Genomic DNA, 22,353 nt, shown 5'->3' on the forward strand with positions numbered 1-22,353 from the left:
TTTTATGTACCTGGTTCCTGTTTGTTATTTCCCAAGTTAGCTATTTGTTTACGTAATGAACTGGATCTTGTCTTGTCCCCCTTGGATTCTGAAATTGCTAGAGCAAATTCTAATTTTTCAAGCTGATGCTCACCCTCAAAAAACGCTTTGCGTTTTTTTGAGGATTTCTGAGATTTGAGCTTTTTTATTTTGCCAGCCGCAGAGATAGTTAAAGCCATGGTCGCCTTAATTTCACATATTATGGCAACTTAATTGGCACTTATGCGGCAAGTTCATCTGGTTTTTCCTCCTCCATCCACATTTGTTCTGACTCACTCTCTTCTAAATTAGACAAAACCTCACCAATATCAGTCTGAAGTTCACTTTGTTCGTCCTCCGATGAATTTATCAATTCTGGCTTCTCATCAGCAGAAGAATCTAATAATGCTTTGCAAACTTGAATTTGTTGATCAATGCCATCAAGCATTTCTATTTCTTTTACTGGCAATTCAGTCGGATTTTGTTTTTGACTTAATTCAAGCGCCTCGAAACGTTGCTCGAGTTTTACTAAGCGTTGAGACAGAGCTGTAATTGTCTGTGCAAGATCCTCAGTAGTTCGTGTAATTCTGAAAGAACAATTTGAAGCCATAAAAAAAACAGAGCCTAGATAAATAACAACACATACTTCAATGAGGCTCAAGTCCTCATTAAAAGCATGGCCTTATTTGATAGATGATCAAAACAATGAGGAAACTCAAAATTTAGAAATTAATTTGTCAATAAAGTACTGGCCGAAATAAAAATCGTAGATACGCTTAATTAAAGGATCAATCTGTAATCATGGAAGGAAAGACCAAATTTATATTTTTACCAATATCACTCATATGTGGTGGTCTAATTGCCTTAAACCCCTCAGCAAAGGCAGGTATTACAACTGGAGCAGACATATATTGCGTTATGAGAGATGGTGGCAATGACCATGAGGCAAGTTGGGAAGCTGCTTATCAAAGTATTAAAAAACAAAAAGCAGGATTATTTAAAACCTCGCCAAGGCAAGCTGCGTCGATAATTGTTGAAGAAGTCGTATCTGAGGCAGAAAAATTTGAAGAGTGCATAAAATATCTGGGCGACCTTTATGTACCTAAAAACCCACCTGTTGATGATTTCGACCCCAGCCAGGATTTAAATCAAGATCCAGAGGAAGCTATAAGACCAAATTCAAAAGGTAATTATGAAGATAGATATAGTTATTAGCAAAAATAAAACAATTTAAAATAATAAATTAATAGTTGAAAATGAGATGTATTAATAAAATTCAAATTATACATTACATATTGACTTGTAAAAGAATCAAGGCAAACTTCGAATAATAAACTCTCATCCAAAATCTATGCAAAATAGGGATGCTGTTTTCCTAGAAGACTTCTGCCCGAAACATAGAGATCGTCAGTGGAGAAGATCTCTACATGACATAACTGGTAATTGTTGTATTTACTGTGGAAGTTCATCAGAATCAATTGATCATGTTCTTCCAAGAAGTAAAGGCGGGTTGAGTATTACTGAAAATTGTGTTCCTGCATGCCTTTCATGCAATGGACATAAATCTGATCAAGAAATTTTTAACTGGTATCGCAAACAAAAATTTTACGATCCCAGAAGAGCTATGGCAATCAAAGCATGGATTGAAGGAGATGTTCGATTAGCAATCAGATTATTGGAATGGGCAACGCCAAAAGAAAAAGGTTTTTCTCAAAAAAATACCAATCAAGATTTCACTCTACTTGCTGCATAACTTTCTTCACCAAACTCTACAAGCAGAGCTTGTGTGATACCTCTCACAAATAGATCCCATTTCAGAAGGGTTATCAGGAACAGCGTAAGCGACGATAGAAATTAAAATACAAGGAATTAAATAGAAAAAACTTACATTTCCTATAAAATGTTTATTCTTTGGTACGAATCTCTTTTTTTGAAGTGGGGAATAAAAATTTCTTTGCTTCAGACATGAATCAGCCATCACAATTCAGCAACTAATACATTTGTACCAATGCTTAATGAAGTTGTCAAGAAATGTAATCCGCTTGATAAAAACTCAAAATTACTAATTTTTGGGGGAGGTTTTAGTGGGCAATACATTGCCGAAGTAGCAAGATGCCTTGGTGCAAAAGTCTTGTGCAGTAGAAGAAGTAACAATAAACCCGGAGCAGATTTCATTTTTGATAGTTCTAAGAACTTAAGTATTTCAGAAAAAATATTTGAGGGTACCACGCATCTTCTTAGCTGTATCCCACCTGACCCTGATGGAAGTGACCCTGTATTAAAGCACTTAAAAGATCAGATAATAAATCTGAAACTAAATTGGACGGGTTATCTCTCTACGACTGGGGTTTATGGTGATTCTCATGGGGAATGGGTTGATGAACATGATATTCCTAAGCCAAAGCAACAAAGAAGCAAGAACAGACTCAATTGCGAATTGGCCTGGAGACAAGAAGGAATAGAAGCACAGATCCTTCGGCTCCCAGGGATTTATGGGACTGGTCGCTCAGCAATTGAGACAATACTGCGAGGCAAATGCAGACTAATTCATAAACCCGGCCAGGTATTTTCGAGAATACATGTTGATGACATAGCAGGATCAATAATGCATCTAATAGAATTATCCAATAAAGGAATTAAACCAGATGTAATTAACATCTCTGATAATTTTCCATGTACTAACATAGAGGTTCTAAAATTTGCTTCTCAATTAATCAATTTTTCGTTACCAGAAGTAGAGTCATTTGAAATTGCTTCTAAAGACATGAGCCCTATGGCACTATCTTTTTGGCAGGAAAATAGAAGGGTAAATAATAATTTATTATGTAATAATCTGAGTTATAAACTAATACACCCAGATTATAAATCCGGACTAAAAGATTGTTTAATAAATATGAAAAAATAACTGCCAAAAAATTATCCAAAATGATTTTTCCTCAAGACTTTTCAAGTAAATCTAAAAAAGTCTCCATTCCTATTGGAGACCCAGCTGGCGTCGGAACAGAAATAATTTTAAAAGCCTTAGCATCTGATTCTCTACCTGATTCAATGGAAGCCATACTGATTGGATGTAAAAAATATATAGAAAATACTTTTCAGAATCTAAAAAAAAGTGGTGAGTTGCATTTAGTAGACCCCTCTAATATTGAAATTTTAGATATTCCTCTACAAGAAGAAATCGTTCTTGGAAAACCAAGTGCTAAAAGTGGAAAAGCCAGTTTTGAGTGGCTTACAAAAGCTACAAATTTAGTAATTGAGAGAAAGGCAAGGGCAATTGTTACTGCACCAATTGCAAAATTTGCATGGCATGAGGCTGGACACTTTTACAGCGGCCAAACTGAGAGATTGGGAGAACTTACAAATACCAAAAATCCATCAATGCTTTTTACTGCTATCTCTCCGAATAATGGTTGGCGAATGAATACTCTTCTAGCAACAACACACATACCATTAGAACAAATTCCAAAAACACTTTCCAAAGAGTTAATTTTGAATAAACTTGATGATTTGAAAAAATTTTGCAAAAAATTCAAGGATAAGCCTCATATTGCAGTTGCTGGAATAAATCCACATGCAGGTGAAAACGGTAATCTGGGAAAAGAAGAAAAAAATTGGTTATTGCAAACGCTAAAAACTTGGCGCTCTAAAAACCCAGATGTGTTCTTACAAGGACCAATTGCACCAGATACATGCTGGCTTTCTGCTGCAAGAGCTTGGGAGGGTGGGAAAAAATCAGATGCGCCTGATGGATATTTAGCTATGTATCACGATCAGGGATTAATAGCCGTGAAATTAATAGCATTTGATTCAGCTGTTAATACGACTCTTGGCCTGCCAATTGTAAGAACATCACCGGATCATGGAACAGCTTTTGATATTGCAGGTAAATGGATAGCTAATCATGAAAGTATGCTTGCGGCTCTAAAAACAGCTTGGATACTTTCTAAGTAAATTATTAAGGTTTAACTCTCATTAAAGGTTGTCCAAATTCAACTGGGGTTCCATTCTCAACCAAAATCTCAACGATTTCGCCAGAGACTTCGCATTCCAGCTCATTCATCAATTTCATAGCCTCAAGAATACAAACTGTTTGACCAACAGCCACTCGCGTTCCAACCTCAACAAACGGAGAATCCTCTGGAGAGGGGGCCCTATAAAAAGTTCCAACCATGGGGGCTGTGACATCTATCAAATCAGTCCTTGAGCCTGGAGAAGCGGGAGGATCACTTGATGGGGTAGATACTGTTAATGAAGGTTCATTAACAGGCTGAGAGATTGCTGGTGGTTGATCAGCATAGGTAATTGATTGTTGAACGGGATAAACCGTCTGGCTGGGTTGAAGATTTCGTTTTATTTCAAGACGAAAATCTTCTCCCTCCAGGAGAAATTCTTGTACATCACTATCGGCCAAGGTTGCCAATATACGATGTAATTCATCATGATCAAGATTCATAGTCATTGGGTTTCACGACCAAGATAACTGTCATTACGAGTATCAACTTTAATTTTTTCACCCACAGAAATGAACAATGGAACCATAACTTGGGCGCCAGTTTCAAGTATTGCAGGTTTAGTACCCCCTGTAGCAGTATCTCCCTTAACACCAGGATCAGTTTCTTTTATTTCTAATACGACAGAATTTGGTAATTCAACTTCAAGGGGTTTTTCATTCCACGTCAAGACATTTACTTCCATACCCTCTTTGAGATACTTTCTACTTTCACCAATTTGGGCCGCAGTCAGACGAGTTTCTTCATAACTAGCCATATCCATGAATACATAATCACCAGAATCCATGTAGGTGTGTTGAAGAGTTGATTTCTCTAGCATTGCTTGAGGAACCATCTCTCCTGCTCTAAAGGTTTTATCTACAACACTTCCCGTTTGTACAGATTTTAATTTTGTACGAACAAAAGCAGAGCCCTTCCCGGGCTTAACATGTAGAAACTCAACAACTCGCCAAACAGCACCGTCTAATTCGATAGTGGTACCGGTGCGGAAGTCGTTACTTGAAATCATTTCCGCAAAAGCTACCAACGGATCATAAGACTGTGCCAAAGTCGTGCAAAACTTGATGTGCAATGGCTAAACGAATTTTTCTCCTTTTAATAGCAGCAACCCTGTTGCCTATTGGCTTTTGGCCGATTGAACCAGTTTTTGCGAATTTACCACCCGGTAATCGTGTAAAAGATCCCTACACAATTCTTAGGAACTCATTACCAATTGAACAAAAAGAACTTCGAGAAATTCAAAATCAAATTGAGGATACAACTGATGCTCTCAGAGGAAGCAGATGGCCAACGATTGTAAAAGCCATTTCCAAAAGTAAATTCTTGATTAATAACAAAAAAACTAAAATAATTGAATCAATACCAATCAACAAAAAAGAAGAAGGTGAAAAAATTATTTCATCAATAAAAATAAAGATTGAAAAACTTGCTGAGAGTGCAAATCAAAAAAATAAAAATGAATTTTTAAACTTAAGGAGAGCTAGTCTTTCGGAAATCGGTAATCTTGAAAGATTGATAGTTAAAGATGAATTTCCCTACACGATTCCATCAAAATATGATTCTCTTCCAAGACTTTTAGGCAGAGCAACAGTGGAAATATCAACTTCAAAAGGTGATATGACAGCAATAATTGATGGTTTTAATGCACCACTAACAGCTGGTGCTTTTATTGATCTTGCTGAAAAAGGGTTTTACGACAAATTGCCCATAAACAGAGCTGAGGAGTTTTTTGTTTTACAAACAGGAGATCCAAAAGGAGATCAGATTGGCTATGTGGACCCAGAAACAAACGAAGAACGTCATGTACCACTTGAAATAAGAGTTCCAGACCGATCAGATACAATTTACGAAAGCAGTTTTGAAGAGCTAGGACTTTACACAGAAACACCCACAATGCCATTCGCTACTGTTGGCACACTAGGTTGGGCTCATTCAGATAAAGATTTAAATGACGGTTCTTCTCAATTCTTTTTCTTTCTTTACGAGGCAGAACTTAACCCAGCCGGGCGAAACTTAATTGATGGAAGATATGCTGCTTTTGGATATGTGGTTGAAGGAGAAGAAATTCTAAGTACCCTTGAAATTAATGATCAGATCAATTACATAAAAGTTATTGATGGATCAGATAGATTAAAAAAGAGAGCTTGAGGAAAAAATTTGACAGAGTCGATATCTGATATTGGCGAGTTAGAGTTAATTAATAGATTAAAAAGTTATGTTGCTCCTGGCCAATTAGACGACGATACGGCAACTATAAAAATAATTAATGAGCGTGTAATCATTAACACAGATGTATTGGTAGAAAACATTCACTTCAGTGAATCAACTATGCATCCAATTGATGTTGGATGGAAAGCGGTAGTAGCAAATATTTCAGATTTAGTTTCAAGTGGAACATCTGAATTACTTGGCATAACAATTGGACTTGTTCTTCCTCAAAACACAAAATGGCAATGGGTCGATGATGTTTACAAAGGCATAGAGGAGGCGCTTTTTAGCTATGGGGGAGAAATATACGGAGGCGACTGCGTAAGAGGAAATGAAAAAATATTATCAATTACTGCTCTTGGAGCAATCGGAGAATTAAAACTTCATCGAGCAAATGCATTAACCGGTGACTGTTTAGTAACAAGCGGAATTCATGGACTCAGTCGCATAGGGCTCTCATTGCTTCAGGAAGACTCTCACAAAATTTCTAATGAAATATCATCCTCTCTCAAATCGAGAGCGATAAGAGCTCATCAGCGTCCTGAGGCGCCGCTAGAAGCTCTCAGAGCCCTAATTAAATCTAAGCCAAAAACAATTCCTTCAGATAGAGCTGCAGGAACAGACAGTAGCGATGGTTTGCTCGAAGCAATTTATGGAATCTGCAGAAGTAGTCAGTGTCAAGCAGTTCTTTACCGTGATCAAATACCAATGGAAAAAGAATTATCAAAAAATCCTCTTTTTGAAAATTGGTGCTTAAACGGCGGTGAAGATTATGAGCTTGTTCTCTCCTTACCAAAAAAATGGGCTGATGAGTGGATAAAAAATTACCCATCAGCCAGAAATATTGGTTATGTAAAGAAAGGTGAACCCAAAATCACCTGGGAAAATGGTGAATTAATTTCTGTAGAAAAAAAATTCAATCATTTTTAATTTCATTGCCAGTTCTTGGCAACAATTTCAGCTAAATCTACAACCCTTTGGCTATACCCCCACTCATTGTCATACCAAGCTACAACTTTGATCAAATTATCCCCTATGGCCATAGTCAAAGCTGTGTCAACAATGGTTGATTCATCGGTACCAGCATAATCACTTGAAACTAAAGGTAGATCTCCATACTTAATTATTCCTTTCATGGAACCCTCTGAGGCAGCTTTTAAAACAGCGTTTACTTCTTGGGCAGTAGTGGGTTTTGAAGATTCAAAAACTAAATCAACAGCAGAAACATTAGGAGTTGGAATTCTCATTGCAATACCGGTCAGCTTTCCCTTCATCTCTGGATAAACCAAAGCTACAGCCTTTGCTGCGCCCGTTGATGTTGGCACAATATTCATTGCAGCAGCTCTAGCTCTTCTTAAATCTCTATGACTGTTGTCCAATATCCTTTGATCGCCTGTGTAACTGTGAATCGTAGTCATCAAGCCTTTGTTAATTCCAAAAGATTGATCCAATACTTTGACTATTGGAGCCAAGCAATTAGTCGTACAACTCGCGTTACTAAGGATCTTGAAATCTTGATGCCTATATTGATCAGCATTTACACCAACAACATAGGTCCCAACACCATCTCCCTTACCAGGAGCGGTCAAAATTACTTTTTTGGCTCCTACTTCGAGATGCTTGCTTGCACCCACATCGGTATTGAAAACACCAGTTGACTCAATAACAAGATCAATTCCCCATTCTTTCCAGGGTAAATTAAGAGGATTTCTGTCAGAAAAACACTTTATGGTCTTGCCATTAATGACGAATGTATCGTCTGTGTAATCGATTTCAGCATCCTTTATTTGCCCGAGTATGGAGTCATACTTAAGAAGATGAGCGTTTGTTTTTGGATCTGAGGTGACGTTAATGCCAACCACTTCGAGATTGGTATTAGAGCCGCGGCTCAACCAACAACGCATGAAATTACGACCAATTCGGCCAAATCCATTTATCGCAACACGCAAGGTCATATAAAAAGCGGATTAACCGCGATACGGTAGGCCGATGATCATACAGACTTGTGATCGTTTTTTGCTAATCAGTAAGAAAGATTCAGGTTGTTTTAAAAGAAAAAACACAAAATACTGCCAAATTCGATGAATTGTGAGCCTTTAGAACTGGTAAACGGTATCTTTCAATCGACTATCAAAACCACACGAAAATCATTCAATTTATTAATGCCCACTACCACTTCATTGGCATTGGAGGCATTGGTATGTCTGCTCTGGCAAGGATTTTGTCAGAAAAAGGTTTTTCAGTATCTGGCTCGGATAACTCTCAATCGGACATAACACGAGAGTTATCAAGCAAAGGAATAAAAATCTACTCAAGTCAAGAAGAGAGAAACATTACAGAGCTTTGCAAAAAGATTTTCTTACCTGTAAGGATTGTTATCAGCTCAGCAATCTCCAATACAAATAAGGAGTTATCAGAAGCCACAAGAAAAAACTTAAAAATCCTCCATCGATCAGAAATCCTCTCATACTTGTGCAATGAAAAATTATCAATAGTTATTGGTGGAAGTCATGGAAAAACTACAACTTCATCTTTTATAGCAACAATTTTATCACTAGCTAATTATGACCCTTCGGCCGTAATCGGGGGAATAGTTGAACATTATAAAAGCAACTCATATTCAGGAAAAGGAAAATATATTGTTGCTGAAGCAGATGAATCTGATGGTACAATAACTAAATTAAATGCACAAATAGGTTTAATAACTAATCTAGAACTAGATCATACAAATTTTTACTCAGACACTAATCAATTAATAACTACTATGAAAACATTTGGAAACAATTGTAGTAAATTAATAGTTAATTTTGACTGCAAGATCTTAAGAGAATACTTTTCAAATAAAATATCATTTTCTATTCGTGAAACTAATGGAATAAACTATGCTGCAATTCCTATCAAATGCAATGGAAATATGACAATCGCAAATTACTATGAAAATGAAAAACTAATAGATCAAATAACAATACCTATACCTGGCCTTCATAATTTAAGTAATCTATTAGGTTCAATTGCAGCATGTAGATTAGCTGGTCTAGAGTTTAGAGAAATTTATACATGTATAAACAAAATCAAGACTCCTCAAAGAAGATTTGAATTTAGGGGAATGTGGAATGGAAGATATATAGTAGATGATTATGCTCATCACCCAACTGAAATAAAAGCCACATTATCTATGGCAAAATTAATGATTGACTCAAATATTGACCCTAATAAAAAAAATTTAAAAAGTATAATCCCAGTTTTTCAGCCACACAGATATACAAGAACAAAAGATTTTTGCAAAGAGTTCGCTCAAGCCTTAGCAAGCTCAAGTAAGGTAATTCTAACTCCTATTTATGGAGCTGGGGAAAAACCTATCGCTGGCATAAGCAGTAAAATGCTGGCTAGTGAAATTAAATCTCTTAATCCTTCAATAAAAATCATAATTGCAGCAGATTTTCAAGATTTAGTAGAAATACTAATAGCAAATTCTCAAAAAGGAGATATTATATTAAATATGGGCGCGGGAGATATTAACAAAGTTTGGGGGCTTCTAAATAATTTCTCAAATAAAATCATGAAGGATAAAGTGGCTTGATAAATATTAAAAATTTAAACATTAGCACGAACATTTCACTTGCAAATTTTACTACATTAAAGGTAGGAGGAACAGCAGAATATTTTTCGCAGCCAAGAAATATAAGTGAACTTATTCATTTAATTAAATGGTCTAAAAGATATAAAATTCCCTGTAGAGCCATTGGGGCAGGATCAAATCTACTTATTAATGATACTGAAGTAGAAGGTCTAACCATCTGCACAAGAAAATTAAAAGGAAACAAAATAAATTCCGAAACTGGTTCAATAAGAGCGGTTTGCGGAGAGTCTCTACCATCTCTCTCAAGAAAAGCAGCTAACGCAGGGCTTCATGGTTTTGAGTGGGCAATAGGAATTCCAGCTACTGTGGGTGGCGCTGTAGTGATGAATGCAGGAGCCCAAGGAGGTTGCATTGCTGATAGAACTATTAGCATTGAGGTTATTTCGCCAAAAGAAGGTAAAACCTTTGTTCTTGAAAAAAATGAAATTAATTTCAAATACAGATCAAGTATTTTTCAATCATCAGAACTAATTGTTCTTGCCGCCAATTTTCAGTTAATGACTGGATTTAATCAAAAAGACATCAACGAAGATACCAGCCGTCGATTATTGAGAAGAAAAAATAGCCAGCCATACCATCTTCCTAGCTGCGGAAGTATTTTTAAGAATCCAAAAGATTCAAAAGCAGCAGAACTTATTGATCAACTTGGTCTGAAAGGGCAAAAAGTCGGTGGGGCTGAAATATCAACAATGCATGCGAATTTCATAGTCAACACAAAAAATGCAACCGCAACAGACATAAAAAAATTAATAATGCTGATTCAAAAAAAAGTAAAAGAAAAGCATGGTTTTTTACTTCATACGGAAGTAAAAGAGATTGGTTTTTAAATAACGGTTAACCTAGAGGCTCGCACTAAAAAATCATGGCTGGATTCGGACTACCAAATTTTGGTCAACTAACTGAGGCTTTTAGAAAAGCCCAACAAATTCAACAAAATGCACAGAAGCTTCAAGAGGAACTTGAAGCGATGGAAATTGAAGGCCAAAGTGAAGATGGCAGAACTAGCGTTTGGTTGTCTGGAAATCAACAACCAATAAAAATCGAAATAAACGAGGAGATTATTAAAGAAGGCAGGGAGGCAATTGAAGCATCGGTTTTACAAGCACTTAAATCCGCTCATGAATTGTCATCTGAAACTATGAAAACAAGAATGGAGGAAATAACTGGGGGGCTTAATCTCAATCTACCTGGGATAGGTGGTGAACCTTAATCATCTCCTCTAGGCATTCTTTATAAAAAGAATATCTAGACCAGTCTTTCGTCAAAGCACAATCAGGTTCAACGAGATGCAAACAATCCCGAAACTTACATGTTTTATTTTTTAATTGGGACCTTATCTCAGGAAATAAAGAAGGTAAATCGTTAGGTTTTATATTAATTTCTGGCCTATTAAAACCAGGGGTATCTGCAATATAAGAATTATTTGATAAAGAAAAAAGTTCAATATTTCGAGTGGTATTTTTACCTCTTCGTATTTTTTTTGAAACCCCAGATGTCGTTATTTTTTGCCCTGGTATCAATAAATTTATTAAGCTACTTTTACCAACACCTGAGGGTCCACAAAGGACAGATATATGGGAAGAATGAACTTTATTGATTAATTTTTCCAATCCAAATCTTTTTTTAAGAGAAATAATGTATGTTTCATATCCCCAATCATTTATGAAATTTTTTAATAAACTCAATTCGTTTTTATCAATCAAGTCACTCTTATTTAGAATTAATGAAACATTTACATTAGTTTTTTCTGCAGTCAAGAGAAAACGACTAGCTTGATCGGGATCAAACTTAGGCTCAACTAAAGAAAGCACAATAAAAATATCGCTAAGATTTGAAATTGCCGGTCTTTCGAGTAAACTTTTTCTAGGATTTACTTTGGAAATTACACCTCTATTTACTTTACTATCTATACTCTCAACTAAAACATAATCTCCAACGTTAACTGAAAACCCACGGTATTTTAAATTATTTCGACTTGTACAAAGCAATCTTTTCCCATTCAGATGGGGGTTATCTAAATTATTTATTAATACTTCAAAAAAATTTGCTTTTGCTGAAACAACGAAACCAGTAAGTTTATTAAGAGTAGCTATCAAAACGTTTCACTATTAAAGTTACGAAATTAAATTCATCATTTTCTATTTGAAAATGATGTCCAGCTTTTTTTAAACCTGGAATTATTGAATCAAATGGCTCTCCTTTATCAATATCTACTTTTAATGATTGGTTAATCGATAATTTTTCAATAGCAAGGTTACAACGAACAAAATTTAAGGGGCAGGGTGTTCCTCTGAGATCTAAATACAAAAAACTATCTTCATTCATTTTCCAAATAGCCTGCCAAATAGTCCACTATTGTGATGATGATGTTGAGGACCTCTTGCAGAATGGTAAGAGGCAAGTTTTTCTAAAAGAGTTTTTTCCTCTTCTGAAAAACGAGTAGGTAGTTGTACTTTTACTGATATGGAATGATTTCCTCTTGCGACTGGATTCCCAAGTTTTGGTATTCCTTTATTCTCAAGGATTAGAGTTGCATTTGGTTGTGTTCCTGATGGAATTTCAAGCTTTGTAGGTCCATCAACTGTATCGACTTCAATAGTATCTCCCAAAATTGCTTGTAAATAGCTCACATTAATTTCAGAATAAATTGTTAAACCGTCTCTTTTAAGTTTTGGATGATTTTTAACTTTAATAAATACATATAAATCACCCGAGGGACCGCCCCTTTGTCCTGCATTGCCTTCTCCAGAGACGCGAAGACGTGTACCAGTATCAACTCCTGCTGGAATATTGATACGTAATTTCTTTCTTACTTGTCGAACTCCTTGGCCAGCACATGAATTGCAAGGATCAGTAATAGTTTGTCCAGAACCTGAACAAGATGGGCATTCAGCTACTTGTGTAAAACTTCCAAAAGGTGTTCTTGTTGCTCTTCTTACTTGACCAGCTCCTGCACAAGTCGAGCAACTTACAGGACCTTTCCCTGGTTTGGCTCCGTTTCCTCTACAAGTATCACAGGTTTCTAAATGAGGGATTTTTATTTCCTTCTCCTGTCCGAAAACAGCATTTTGGAATTCAATATTTAAATCGTACCTTAGATCATCGCCTTGTTGAGGTCCACGCCTCTGGGATCTAGAAGATGAGCTTGGACCACCAGCTCCACCAAAACCACTAAAAAAAGTTTCAAACAAATCAGCAAAACCACCCATATCACCCATATCTGGCATGCCAGATGATCCACTTACACCAGCTTCACCGAATTGATCATATCTAGCTCTTTGCTGAGGATCACTTAAAACTTCATAGGCTCTACCAATCTCTTTGAAACGCTCTTCAGCTCCTGCTTCTTTATTAATGTCAGGATGATATTGGCGTGCTTTTTTTCTATAAGCACTTTTTAATGAATCGGAATCAACATTTCTGTTTACACCGAGTATTTCGTAAAAATCAGCCATTTTTTAAAGTGTAATTTACTTCTGAACAAAACATTTGGTTAGACCTCATTTTGAATGGCCTCATCAGAAGAAGAAGGTTGATTTTCATCATGATTGACGGGTTGATTATCAGAACTTTTATCTGAAGTTCCTGGCCCAGGTCCCATTGATACCTTTACAAGAGCATGTCTGATTACTTTTCCATCAAGATGGTAACCACGTTGAAGCTCCTCAGTCACGATATCTTCTGAATATGTTTGACTTGGTTCTCTTAAAACTGCTTCATGTAAGTTTGGATCAAAGCTTTGACCAACAACTTTCATCGGTGCAACACCAAGTTTTTTAAGAACTTCTACAAGTTGTTTGTAAAGACCTTGATAACTCCTGTGCAAATTTTGTGCTTCTTCTCCCTCAGGAGATAACTGTTGTCTTGCTCTTTCAAAATTATCAACAACAGGAAGAATCTCGCTCAAGGTATTACATGTGAGTTGAATACGAAGATCATCATTATCTCTTGATTGTCTTTTACGGAAATTATCAAAATCAGCTGCTATTCGCATGTATTGACTCTTTAGTGTTTCATGCTCTTTTTCTAACTGTTCTAATCTTGCTTCGTTTTCGGCAATTTGAGTTGATTGACTTTTTTGTGAAGATGAATTATCAATTCCTCCTGATGTTTCATCAAGTTTGTTGGAAAGCTCTTCGATATCTGAAAGGTTCTGATTTTGTTCTTGAGATTCAGGTGCAGCCTCACTTTGCTGGTGGTCATTCAATGATTCTTCATTTTTAGAAACCGGTTCAGAACTCATTGATTTAAATCAGGACAACAATAATAACTATGTTGATACGAAATAGGTTCTATGCACAAGCTACGGAAGCCCACACCTAAAATTCAATTTTTGGGCTTAAAGAAGATAGCTACTCCGTTATTGCAGTACCTTTTCCCTGTTGGCTTGGGGCCATCATTAAAAACATGTCCCTGATGACCGCCACATCTGCTGCAGTGATATTCAGTTCTTGGAACAATCAATTTAAAATCAACTTTTGTTTCTACTGAACCTGGTAAGTGATCCCAAAAACTTGGCCAGCCAGTACCGCTATCAAATTTTGTTTTTGATGAAAAAAGGGCTTGATCACAACCAACGCAATAAAAGGTTCCTTCACTTTTTTCATTATTGAGAGGGCTGGTAAATGGTCTTTCAGTTCCCTCTTTTCTTAAAACTGAAAACGCTTCAGGAGTAAGCCTGGCTTTCCATTCCTCTTCAGTAAGTAAATTAAACTTATCAATATTATCTTGATTTTCACTTGCTCTTGATTTACTTGAGAATAATCCCATGATGCTTGCAAAAATAAAAAGGTTAAAAGTTCTACGACTCCAAAAATAAGTTTTGAAATGAGTCATAGTAAAAATTCTCAAATAAAGAGAAAACCAGCTGCACAATAAGAGAAAATCGCAGAATGGTTAATTCGGACCCACCAATAATAGAAAATTCCTTTCGTTTTAGCGTAGCTCCAATGCTGGACTACACGGATAAACATTTTAGGGTCTTAATGAGACAAATTTCCTCACGAGCACTTCTACATACAGAAATGATTGTGGCTCAGGCGATTCATCACAGTAAAACAAAAGATCTTCTTCTTGAATTTAATGAAATCGAACATCCTATCTCTCTACAAATAGGTGGGGACAATCCAAGCCTTCTAGCCGAAGCAGCATTAATCGCAGAGAATTACGGTTACGACGAAATTAATTTAAATGTTGGCTGTCCTAGTAAAAGAGTCCAATCGGGGAATTTTGGAGCATGTCTAATGAAAGAGCCTACAAAAGTAGCTAAGTGCGTGGAAGCGATGGTTAATGCAAGCTCTTTACCCGTAACTGTAAAAAATAGAATTGGCATAGACAATTTTGAAAGTGATGCCTTTTTAAGAAATTTTGTCGATGAAGTTTCCAATGCTGGTGCAAAAAGATTCGCAATTCATGCAAGAAAAGCTTGGCTAAAAGGCCTAAATCCAAAACAAAATAGAGAAATACCTGAATTACGCCATGACAAAGTGATCAGTCTCAAAAAAGATAGACCAAACCTCACTATTGAATTAAATGGAGGCCTTCAAACTACTGAAGATTGCTTAAAAGCTTTAGAGGAAATCGATGGAACTATGGTTGGAAGGGCTGCTTATAAAAATCCACTCTTGTGGCAAAGTGTAGATGAAGAAATTTTTGGGCAATCTAAGAGAAAATTAAAAGCTTCTCAGGTATTAACTCAAATGATGCCCTACATCCAAGACCATCTCTCGAAAGGTGGAAAAGTTTGGGATGTGGCAAAGCATTTCCCTAATCTTGTCCAAAACGTATCCGGCGCAAAAATTTGGAGAAACAAATTAACTTCCAGATCATGCAAAAGAAATGCAGATCTAGAAGTTATTGAAAAAGCTATTGATGAGCTAAAAGAAAATGATTTGTAAATTTTCTCGTCAGGTCAAACCTCAGCACCGCCGTAGTCACTAGTGGAGTCACTGCTAGGAGCACCTCTTCTTCTTCTGCTTCTACCAGCATCTTGTTCATCAGCAGAATCCTGAGAAGCTCCACCAAAACTTCTATCTTCCCAACCCTTTGCACCGGAGGTTCTATCTACTTGTGGTTCTGGAGAGTTGTTGTAACCACCGCCATAACCACCACCACCGGAGTTATTGTAGCCACCACCATAGCCACCAGAGTTGTTGTAGCCGCCGCCATAACCACCGCCACCAGAGTTGTTGTAGCCACCGCCACCAGAATTGTTGTAGCCACCGCCACCGGAGTTGTTGTAGCCACCGCCACCGGAATTGTTGTAGCCACCGCCACCGGAGTTGTTGTAGCCACCGCCGCCGTAACCGCCGCCGCCACCGTAGCCGCCACCGCCGCCGCCACCGTAACCGCCGCCGCCACCGTAACCGCCGCCGCCACCGTAGCCGCCACCGCCACCGCCGTAACCGCCGCCGCCGCGTCTTGGGCCACCACTACCTCTAGGCTCTGCTTTGTTAATGCGCAGGGGTCTACCCATTAACTCAGCACCTTGAAGAGCCTCAATAGCAGATGCTTCGACAGTTTCGTCAGCCATCTCAATGAATGCGAAACCTCTCTTGCGTCCGGTATCTCGTTCTAAAGGTAAAGAACAATTAGTTACTTCCCCAAAGGGGGTAAACAACTCAACTACATCTTCCTGCTCAGCGCGGAAAGGCAAGTTACCAACAAAAATACTCACTTGAATCTTGGACCAAAAAAATAAATGTACCTGATCGGCTTGTAAAAGCCGAATGAAGAGGAAATCTGTTTAGATACCTCAAACACAATTCTAATACTTAAATACCTCAAAAAGGCTAAAAATTTAATTGTCAAGTTTTTGCCGCCAAAGTAATAATTGCTCTTGAACTCTCTGAAATCCAGTTCCACCTTGACTTTTTCGTGCAGCGACGACATTTTTTGGACGAATATATTCGAAAATATCTTGGGAAAAAGATTGATGAAATTTTTTCCACTCATCCATATCTAATTGACTCAACAATACATTTTTATCTAAAGAGTACTTAACTACCCCCCCTACTAATTGATAAGCTTCCCGAAAAGGGACCCCTTTCATTACTAAATAATCAGCAACATCAGTAGCATTTGAATAGTCAGAATCTACTGCTTTAGATAGATTTTTTTTATTAAATTCTAGTCCTTCATTAAAAAGAATAGACATAGAAATTAAACAATCCATAACCGTTTTTACTGTATCAAAAAGTCCCTCTTTATCCTCTTGAAGATCCTTATTATAAGCCAAAGGTAAACCCTTCATTACTGTCAGAATGCTAATTAGATTTCCAAAGACTCTTCCAGATTTACCTCTAATCAATTCAGGTACATCGGGATTCTTTTTTTGAGGCATTAAACTACTACCAGTAGAACACCTATCGGTTAGTCTAATAAAAGAAAACTCATCAGTAGCCCATAATATTACCTCCTCAGATAACCTACTTAGATGAACCATAATTAATGAAGCTGAAGAAGAGAATTCAACAACATAATCTCTATCACTAACTGCATCTAAGCTATTGTTAGCTAAACAAGAAAAACCCAATTCGTTCGCTGAAAAATCTCTATCTATTGGCACGCCCGTACCCGCTAAGGCAGCAGAGCCTAATGGGGAGATATTTACTCTTTTTTGTACATCCATGAGACGATCTCTATCTCTTTGAAACATCTCTACATAAGCAAGTAAATGATGCGCGAGCGATAATGGCTGTGCCCTTTGTAGATGGGTATAACCAGGGATGAGAGTCTCTAAATTATCTTCAGAGTGAGAGAGTAAAGACAACTGAAGATTTTTTAGTTCTCTGTCTATTAACTCAATACGTTTTCGCAGCCAAAGCCGCAAATCAGTCGCGACTTGATCATTACGGCTTCTACCCGTGTGCAGTTTTTTTCCAAGACTACCAAGTTTCTGTATGAGTTTTTTCTCAACAGCAAAATGAATATCCTCATCTTCTAAGTCAAAGCTAATTTTATTTTCCTTAACTTCTTGTCTTATTTCCTGAAGTGCACGCTCTATCTGATTCGCCTCATCAAGGGAAAGAACTCCTGTCTTAGAAAGCATTTTGGCGTGACAAATAGAACCCGTTATATCCTCTTGAAGTAATTCAATGTCAAAATGAATTGAAGCATTAAAGTTTTCTATAAAAGGATTTAATCCCTCGTCAAATCTCTCGCTCCATGTTTTACTCATATTGTTCCTAAATAAATTTTCGATAGTAAATAACTATAGAATATATTAGGGAGATATTAAATAATATTTAAGAAGTAAAATTTGTATTTTCATTTACCTTCAAAACAATCATAGAAGCATCATCCTCTAGATGATTGTTTGGGCCAATGAAGCCATCAAGTTTTTTGAAAAGCTTATCAAGTATTTCTTTAGCACTAAATCCATTGCTAGAAAATTGTTTGAAATTGTCGATTAAACGAATTTCCTCAAAACGATCTCCACCCATTCCAAGAGCCTCAGTTACTCCATCCGTGTAATAAAGTAGTACATCGCCAGGATTAAGCTCTACTTCTCCACAGATAAACTCTGCATCATATTGCAGACCAATTAAAACACCGGGAACATCAAGTCTAGATATCTTTTTCGATTCAAAACTCCAAAGAATTGGTGGATTATGCGCTGCATTTGCATATCTTAATTTCATTGAAATAGGATCAAAATCTGAGTAAAATAAAGTCATAAATCGATGAGATTGGACTAAATCGTCCAAAGCAAGTTGATTTAAGTCATGCAAAATTTTGTCAGGTGGAAGGCAACTAATAACTTCAGCTCTAAGCATTCCTCTAAGCATCGTCATCAACAAACCGGCTGGAATACCCTTACCCATAACATCTCCAATTACCAGAGACCACCTACCTTTTTCTCGTTCCTCTCCAATCAATTCAGGTCGAGTAGGCATAAAATCATAATAATCTCCACCAACATGAAATGCCGTCCTACAACGTGCAGCAAGGTCTATTCCTTTTATAACTGGACATCGATTAGGTAATAATTGAGACTGAATTTCAGCACCAATACTGATCTGCCTGTCTACATTTTCATGCAATCTGATGGCTTGATTTATGGAGTTATTTTCTAAAGCAACCGAAGCCAAATCAACCACAACTTGCAAGTTATTCCGGTTTGTATCATTCCAAAAAAAATTATTTTTCGAGTTAAATAGATAAATTCTACCCCGATTTTTTCCTCTAACTTTTAAAGGCCTTATACAGACATCAGATTGATAAAGATGATCTTTAATAAGCTTATCTAACAATTCAAGAGTTTGATTATTGTGGGCAAAACCATTTTTTTTACCTTTTTTGAATAAAGCAATTTTACTGATAATTTCATTTAAAACTTTATCAGAGCTTGTATGAATTTGTTCTATCCATATTCTTCCATCTTCATGAAAGGGAATTAATAAAACACCTGAAATATCTATGAGTTGAGTAATAAATATAGGTATCAATTCTAGAAAACGAGTTATATTTGTAAAGCTTCTCAAGGAAAAAGATAAAGACTGCAAAATCTCTTGATTTTGTTTTTGCTCTTTATAAAGACTATTTAATAAATCTCTTAATGATTCTGATGCCGATAACTTTTTATTTAAAAAGAGTTTCTTACTATGAGATGGTAACTTTTCTTTAGTCACACTTGCTTCATATCAAGAATATTAAATTAATAACGATGAAAAGCAAAATCAACTTTTGGCAAGCAAAGCCTCAACAAACTCAAAGCTATTAAAAGGCCTTAAATCTCGAATTCCCTCCCCAGCACCAATAAATCTAATTGGCAATTTTGCTTCTGACGCCACCGCCATTGCAACTCCACCTCTTGATGAACCATCAAGTTTAGTAATTACAACTCCAGTCAATTGAGCAGCAGTAGCGAAAGCGAGCGCCTGTCTTAAGCCATTTTGACCCTGGGAAGCATCAAGAACAAGCAAAGACTCTACTTTGGCGTCTGGTGTGAGCCTGTCAATTATTTTTCGAACTTTTTTTAATTCTTCCATTAGGTTATTTTTTGTTTGTAAACGTCCTGCGGTGTCCACAAGAAGCAAATCAATATTTTTTGCTTTAGCGGCACCAATAGAATCAAAAACAATAGCAGCAGGATCTGCATTAGAGCTTTCATTTGAAATCAAAGCAACCCCACTTCGCTGCGCCCATATTCTTAATTGTTCAACTGCTGCGGCTCTAAATGTATCCGCAGCAGCTATCAGTGTGGAGAATCCGCTTCTTACTGAGAGATTTGCCACTTTACCAAGAGTTGTTGTTTTGCCAACGCCATTAACTCCTACAAATAGCCAGATATTAAATTTCCCTTTTTGTGGCGCAAGAATATTCGTTTTGGTTTGTTTTATTGGCTCATCAAGAATCTCGCGCAATTTTTCCTTCAAAAAGCGAAGACCCTCCTCAGCTCCCAAAACATCCTCATTGAGACGATTACGAAGTGCATCAAGAATTTTATCTGTTGCTGTTACACCTGCATCCGCTCTTAAAAGAAGCGTCTCCAAATCATCAACTACCTCTGGTGTTAGGGGATCGTCTCCGAACTTATCAAGCAAATCGGTAACAAAGTCCTTACGGGATTTTTCTAGTCCTTGGCGCAGTCGCGCGAGCCAATCGATTTCATCCAGAGAAATATCAGAAGACTTCTTACCCTGGGCCGCTAGCACATCAGCGGACCAAGTAAAGGTGGAATCGAAGTCACCTAATTCAGGTTCCGCACTGTCTATTTCTAAAGCTGATTTTCTATCATTAGATTCGGCAGAGAATGAATCTGTATCAGAAGTAGAGATATTTGTTTGATCTTTATTTTTATCAGGCTCAATTTCCTGTGGCATTAAGCTTTCTTTTTCATTTTTTTTCTTAAGCTCAGCTTTTTTTTCTTCTTGCTGTTTTTTTAGGCGTTCATAAGCTTGCCTTGCCCAATCTATTTCCTCTGCATTTGAATTATTACTGAGCAATTCAGGTGAAGAATTTATTGGATTTATCTCGTCAGTTGTCATGTTAGATCTTTATGAGCTTATGTTTCTGAACTCTGCGAAGAATTCCATTAATCATTTTTCTTCCTTGCTCATCACTATATCTATTAGCCAAATTAACAGCCTCATTACAAGCAACAGCTATGGGAATATCTAAAAAGTTAAAATCAACGTAGGCTAACCTTAAAATATTTCGATCAATCCTTGGCAATCTTTTTAATCTCCATCCTTCCATCGCATTATCAAGGATCTCATCGATTTTATTAACATTTTTCAAAACTAAAATAATTCTATCAAGGGCCTCTTTCCTAATCTCACTTTGATCACATAAGGATAGTAAACGGGTAAGGTCGATCGACTCAGAAAGACTGTTAATAATTCCTTGACCTTTATTTAAACAATTCTCTAAATGAATTCTTACAACCTTATTTGATTTTTTATCAAACTCTTTTAATTCACTATCTCTTAATTGATCGTATGCAATTTCAAGTTGATTAGCACAAAATTCTAATTCCTCTTTCCAATGATTTATTAATGTATCAAGAGCTTTATTTAATATTTTTTCTATTGTCAAAGACTTTATATTATTAGAATCAACTTGATTGTCAGTCACTTGTTCTAATAATAACAAAGCCAATTCTCTAGATATTGATTTAGTTTGCATAATTATGGTTTATTTTTAAGTTTGTGTAGATGTTGATGGAGGAGTTGAAGCTGACTTTAATTGAGAAAATAAGCTGGAAAAACTGGGATTTGCTGAATTATTTCTTTCATCAGGATTAACAATACCAGCTGAAATAATTGTACGAAAAGCATCCTCAACTGAGATATTTAAATCCTTAACTGAGCTTTCGGGCACCAATGTATACCAACCTGTGGTGGGATTTGGTGCAGTAGGAATAAAAACACTCAACAAAGTCTGATCTAATTCTGGTTGCAATGAGGGACCAACTACTCCAGTAACAAATCCCACACTAAATAAACCCTCTCGGGGATATTCAACTAAGACAACCCGACGAAAACGTGTTGAATTATCTTTCAAGAAAGTTTCGAGAAGCTGCTTTAGTGTTTTATAAATTGAACCCGCCAAAGGGATTCTTGAAAGAGTTCCTTCACCAAATTCAAGTAACCATCTACCAACAAAATTTCTAGCCATTAATCCAATTAATAAAATTCCCAAAAGAGGGACCGACAATCCCAGAGCAAGATTTATTAAGTCTTGCAAAAGGGGGTTAAGTGTTATGAATGGATTTAATTGTTTTGGGATGGACGTTAAAAACGCCAAAACAAAACGACTGAAAATCGTTGACAGCCAAATGGTGGTGGCCAAAGGGATGACAACCAATAGACCAGCAATAAGGTCATTTTTTAGATCTTGTTGTAACCGAGAGGCTAAAGAGAGATCTTGTCTTTGAGAGGATTGCACCAATAGGTGTCTGATGCGTTTTCTATAGGTTATTTAAACAAATGACCAATTTCAATGTAAACACTGAAGTTTGATGGCAAATTT

The 22,353-nt window shown here is 36.7% G+C and carries 27 protein-coding genes; 10 read left to right on the plus strand and 17 right to left on the minus strand.

Going from position 1 to position 22,353, the window contains the following annotated elements:
* Positions 1–2 precede the first annotated feature (2 nt).
* Both AC6EJA_RS06315 and AC6EJA_RS06320 read right to left on the minus strand, forming a co-directional pair.
* Complete coding sequence (locus AC6EJA_RS06315; protein WP_498501821.1) at positions 3–218, minus strand: DUF8683 family protein; 216 nt, start codon at positions 216–218, stop codon at positions 3–5.
* Between the two features lie 41 nt (positions 219–259).
* Entirely contained in the window at positions 260–679 is a 420-nt protein-coding gene (locus tag AC6EJA_RS06320; protein WP_498501822.1) for a LysR family transcriptional regulator, read from the minus strand.
* A 140-nt stretch (positions 680–819) separates the two neighbouring features.
* Here AC6EJA_RS06320 and AC6EJA_RS06325 point away from each other — a divergent pair, with 140 nt between their 5' ends.
* Complete coding sequence (locus AC6EJA_RS06325) at positions 820–1,233, plus strand: DUF6554 family protein (RefSeq protein ID WP_498501823.1); 414 nt, start codon at positions 820–822, stop codon at positions 1,231–1,233.
* A 136-nt stretch (positions 1,234–1,369) separates the two neighbouring features.
* Positions 1,370–1,771: an HNH endonuclease gene (locus AC6EJA_RS06330; RefSeq protein ID WP_498501824.1), complete on the plus strand. Its 402-nt coding sequence runs from the start codon at positions 1,370–1,372 to the stop codon at positions 1,769–1,771.
* 6 nt (positions 1,772–1,777) lie between these two features.
* Here the strand turns inward: AC6EJA_RS06330 and AC6EJA_RS06335 are convergent, their stop codons facing one another.
* Complete coding sequence (locus AC6EJA_RS06335) at positions 1,778–1,996, minus strand: hypothetical protein (RefSeq protein WP_498501825.1); 219 nt, start codon at positions 1,994–1,996, stop codon at positions 1,778–1,780.
* Between the two features lie 30 nt (positions 1,997–2,026).
* On the opposite strand from AC6EJA_RS06335, the gene AC6EJA_RS06340 reads away from it, so the two are divergent.
* Both AC6EJA_RS06340 and pdxA read left to right on the plus strand, forming a co-directional pair.
* Entirely contained in the window at positions 2,027–2,923 is an 897-nt protein-coding gene (locus tag AC6EJA_RS06340) for a Rossmann-fold NAD(P)-binding domain-containing protein (RefSeq protein ID WP_498501826.1), read from the plus strand.
* A 20-nt stretch (positions 2,924–2,943) separates the two neighbouring features.
* Positions 2,944–3,969 (plus strand): 4-hydroxythreonine-4-phosphate dehydrogenase PdxA, encoded by a 1,026-nt coding sequence (gene pdxA, locus AC6EJA_RS06345; protein WP_498501827.1) that lies wholly within the window; start codon positions 2,944–2,946, stop codon positions 3,967–3,969.
* Positions 3,970–3,973: 4 nt separating this feature from the next.
* Here the strand turns inward: pdxA and accB are convergent, their stop codons facing one another.
* Both accB and efp read right to left on the minus strand, forming a co-directional pair.
* The gene (gene accB / locus AC6EJA_RS06350; RefSeq protein WP_498501828.1) at positions 3,974–4,477 is read right to left on the minus strand and encodes an acetyl-CoA carboxylase biotin carboxyl carrier protein; all 504 of its coding nucleotides are present in this window, start codon (positions 4,475–4,477) and stop codon (positions 3,974–3,976) included.
* Positions 4,474–5,037 (minus strand): elongation factor P, encoded by a 564-nt coding sequence (efp, locus tag AC6EJA_RS06355; protein WP_498503564.1) that lies wholly within the window; start codon positions 5,035–5,037, stop codon positions 4,474–4,476. Before efp ends, accB begins: the two co-directional genes overlap by 4 nt.
* 62 nt (positions 5,038–5,099) lie before the next feature.
* Between efp and AC6EJA_RS06360 the strand changes: the two genes are divergently transcribed.
* Entirely contained in the window at positions 5,100–6,176 is a 1,077-nt protein-coding gene (locus tag AC6EJA_RS06360; protein WP_498501829.1) for a peptidylprolyl isomerase, read from the plus strand.
* Between the two features lie 9 nt (positions 6,177–6,185).
* Positions 6,186–7,166: a thiamine-phosphate kinase gene (gene thiL / locus AC6EJA_RS06365; protein ID WP_498501830.1), complete on the plus strand. Its 981-nt coding sequence runs from the start codon at positions 6,186–6,188 to the stop codon at positions 7,164–7,166.
* A 2-nt stretch (positions 7,167–7,168) separates the two neighbouring features.
* On the opposite strand, the gene gap is transcribed toward thiL, so the two are convergent.
* Positions 7,169–8,191: a type I glyceraldehyde-3-phosphate dehydrogenase gene (gene gap, locus AC6EJA_RS06370; RefSeq protein ID WP_498501831.1), complete on the minus strand. Its 1,023-nt coding sequence runs from the start codon at positions 8,189–8,191 to the stop codon at positions 7,169–7,171.
* A gap of 245 nt (positions 8,192–8,436) precedes the next feature.
* Between gap and murC the strand changes: the two genes are divergently transcribed.
* From murC to AC6EJA_RS06385, 3 genes are read left to right on the plus strand one after another with little or no spacing between them, the layout of a single operon-like run.
* Positions 8,437–9,816, plus strand: coding sequence for a UDP-N-acetylmuramate--L-alanine ligase (gene murC / locus AC6EJA_RS06375; RefSeq protein WP_498501832.1), 1,380 nt, complete (start codon positions 8,437–8,439; stop codon positions 9,814–9,816).
* Between the two features lie 5 nt (positions 9,817–9,821).
* Positions 9,822–10,703: a UDP-N-acetylmuramate dehydrogenase gene (murB, locus tag AC6EJA_RS06380; RefSeq protein ID WP_498503565.1), complete on the plus strand. Its 882-nt coding sequence runs from the start codon at positions 9,822–9,824 to the stop codon at positions 10,701–10,703.
* A 35-nt stretch (positions 10,704–10,738) separates the two neighbouring features.
* Positions 10,739–11,086, plus strand: a complete 348-nt coding sequence (locus tag AC6EJA_RS06385; protein ID WP_498501833.1) for a YbaB/EbfC family nucleoid-associated protein — start codon at positions 10,739–10,741, stop codon at positions 11,084–11,086.
* On the opposite strand, the gene rsgA is transcribed toward AC6EJA_RS06385, so the two are convergent.
* The 5 genes from rsgA to msrB form a co-directional block, all read right to left on the minus strand.
* A complete protein-coding gene (gene rsgA, locus AC6EJA_RS06390) occupies positions 11,055–11,972 on the minus strand; it encodes a ribosome small subunit-dependent GTPase A (RefSeq protein WP_498501834.1) in 918 nt (305 codons plus the stop codon). The two genes, AC6EJA_RS06385 and rsgA, sit on opposite strands and share 32 nt — an antisense overlap.
* Positions 11,956–12,201, minus strand: a complete 246-nt coding sequence (locus tag AC6EJA_RS06395) for a sulfurtransferase TusA family protein (protein WP_498501835.1) — start codon at positions 12,199–12,201, stop codon at positions 11,956–11,958. Before AC6EJA_RS06395 ends, rsgA begins: the two co-directional genes overlap by 17 nt.
* The gene (gene dnaJ / locus AC6EJA_RS06400; protein WP_498501836.1) at positions 12,198–13,331 is read right to left on the minus strand and encodes a molecular chaperone DnaJ; all 1,134 of its coding nucleotides are present in this window, start codon (positions 13,329–13,331) and stop codon (positions 12,198–12,200) included. The genes AC6EJA_RS06395 and dnaJ overlap by 4 nt, the downstream gene beginning before the upstream one ends.
* Positions 13,332–13,369: 38 nt before the next feature.
* Entirely contained in the window at positions 13,370–14,119 is a 750-nt protein-coding gene (grpE, locus tag AC6EJA_RS06405; RefSeq protein WP_498501837.1) for a nucleotide exchange factor GrpE, read from the minus strand.
* An 83-nt stretch (positions 14,120–14,202) separates the two neighbouring features.
* Positions 14,203–14,712: a peptide-methionine (R)-S-oxide reductase MsrB gene (gene msrB, locus AC6EJA_RS06410; protein WP_498501838.1), complete on the minus strand. Its 510-nt coding sequence runs from the start codon at positions 14,710–14,712 to the stop codon at positions 14,203–14,205.
* Positions 14,713–14,768: 56 nt separating this feature from the next.
* On the opposite strand from msrB, the gene dusA reads away from it, so the two are divergent.
* Entirely contained in the window at positions 14,769–15,773 is a 1,005-nt protein-coding gene (gene dusA / locus AC6EJA_RS06415; RefSeq protein ID WP_498501839.1) for a tRNA dihydrouridine(20/20a) synthase DusA, read from the plus strand.
* A 14-nt stretch (positions 15,774–15,787) separates the two neighbouring features.
* On the opposite strand, the gene AC6EJA_RS06420 is transcribed toward dusA, so the two are convergent.
* From AC6EJA_RS06420 to AC6EJA_RS06445, 6 genes are all read right to left on the minus strand, one after another.
* Positions 15,788–16,552, minus strand: a complete 765-nt coding sequence (locus AC6EJA_RS06420; RefSeq protein ID WP_498501840.1) for an RNA recognition motif domain-containing protein — start codon at positions 16,550–16,552, stop codon at positions 15,788–15,790.
* Between the two features lie 123 nt (positions 16,553–16,675).
* The gene (gene argH, locus AC6EJA_RS06425; RefSeq protein ID WP_498501841.1) at positions 16,676–18,055 is read right to left on the minus strand and encodes an argininosuccinate lyase; all 1,380 of its coding nucleotides are present in this window, start codon (positions 18,053–18,055) and stop codon (positions 16,676–16,678) included.
* A gap of 67 nt (positions 18,056–18,122) precedes the next feature.
* Positions 18,123–19,508: a PP2C family protein-serine/threonine phosphatase gene (locus tag AC6EJA_RS06430; RefSeq protein WP_498501842.1), complete on the minus strand. Its 1,386-nt coding sequence runs from the start codon at positions 19,506–19,508 to the stop codon at positions 18,123–18,125.
* Between the two features lie 48 nt (positions 19,509–19,556).
* The gene (gene ftsY / locus AC6EJA_RS06435; RefSeq protein ID WP_498501843.1) at positions 19,557–20,867 is read right to left on the minus strand and encodes a signal recognition particle-docking protein FtsY; all 1,311 of its coding nucleotides are present in this window, start codon (positions 20,865–20,867) and stop codon (positions 19,557–19,559) included.
* Position 20,868: 1 nt separating this feature from the next.
* Complete coding sequence (gene nusB, locus AC6EJA_RS06440) at positions 20,869–21,507, minus strand: transcription antitermination factor NusB (RefSeq protein WP_498501844.1); 639 nt, start codon at positions 21,505–21,507, stop codon at positions 20,869–20,871.
* 15 nt (positions 21,508–21,522) lie between these two features.
* Positions 21,523–22,272, minus strand: a complete 750-nt coding sequence (locus tag AC6EJA_RS06445) for a DUF502 domain-containing protein (protein ID WP_498501845.1) — start codon at positions 22,270–22,272, stop codon at positions 21,523–21,525.
* Between the last annotated feature and the right edge of the window lie 81 nt (positions 22,273–22,353).

The sequence above is a fragment of the Prochlorococcus sp. MIT2309 genome (assembly GCF_059772305.1).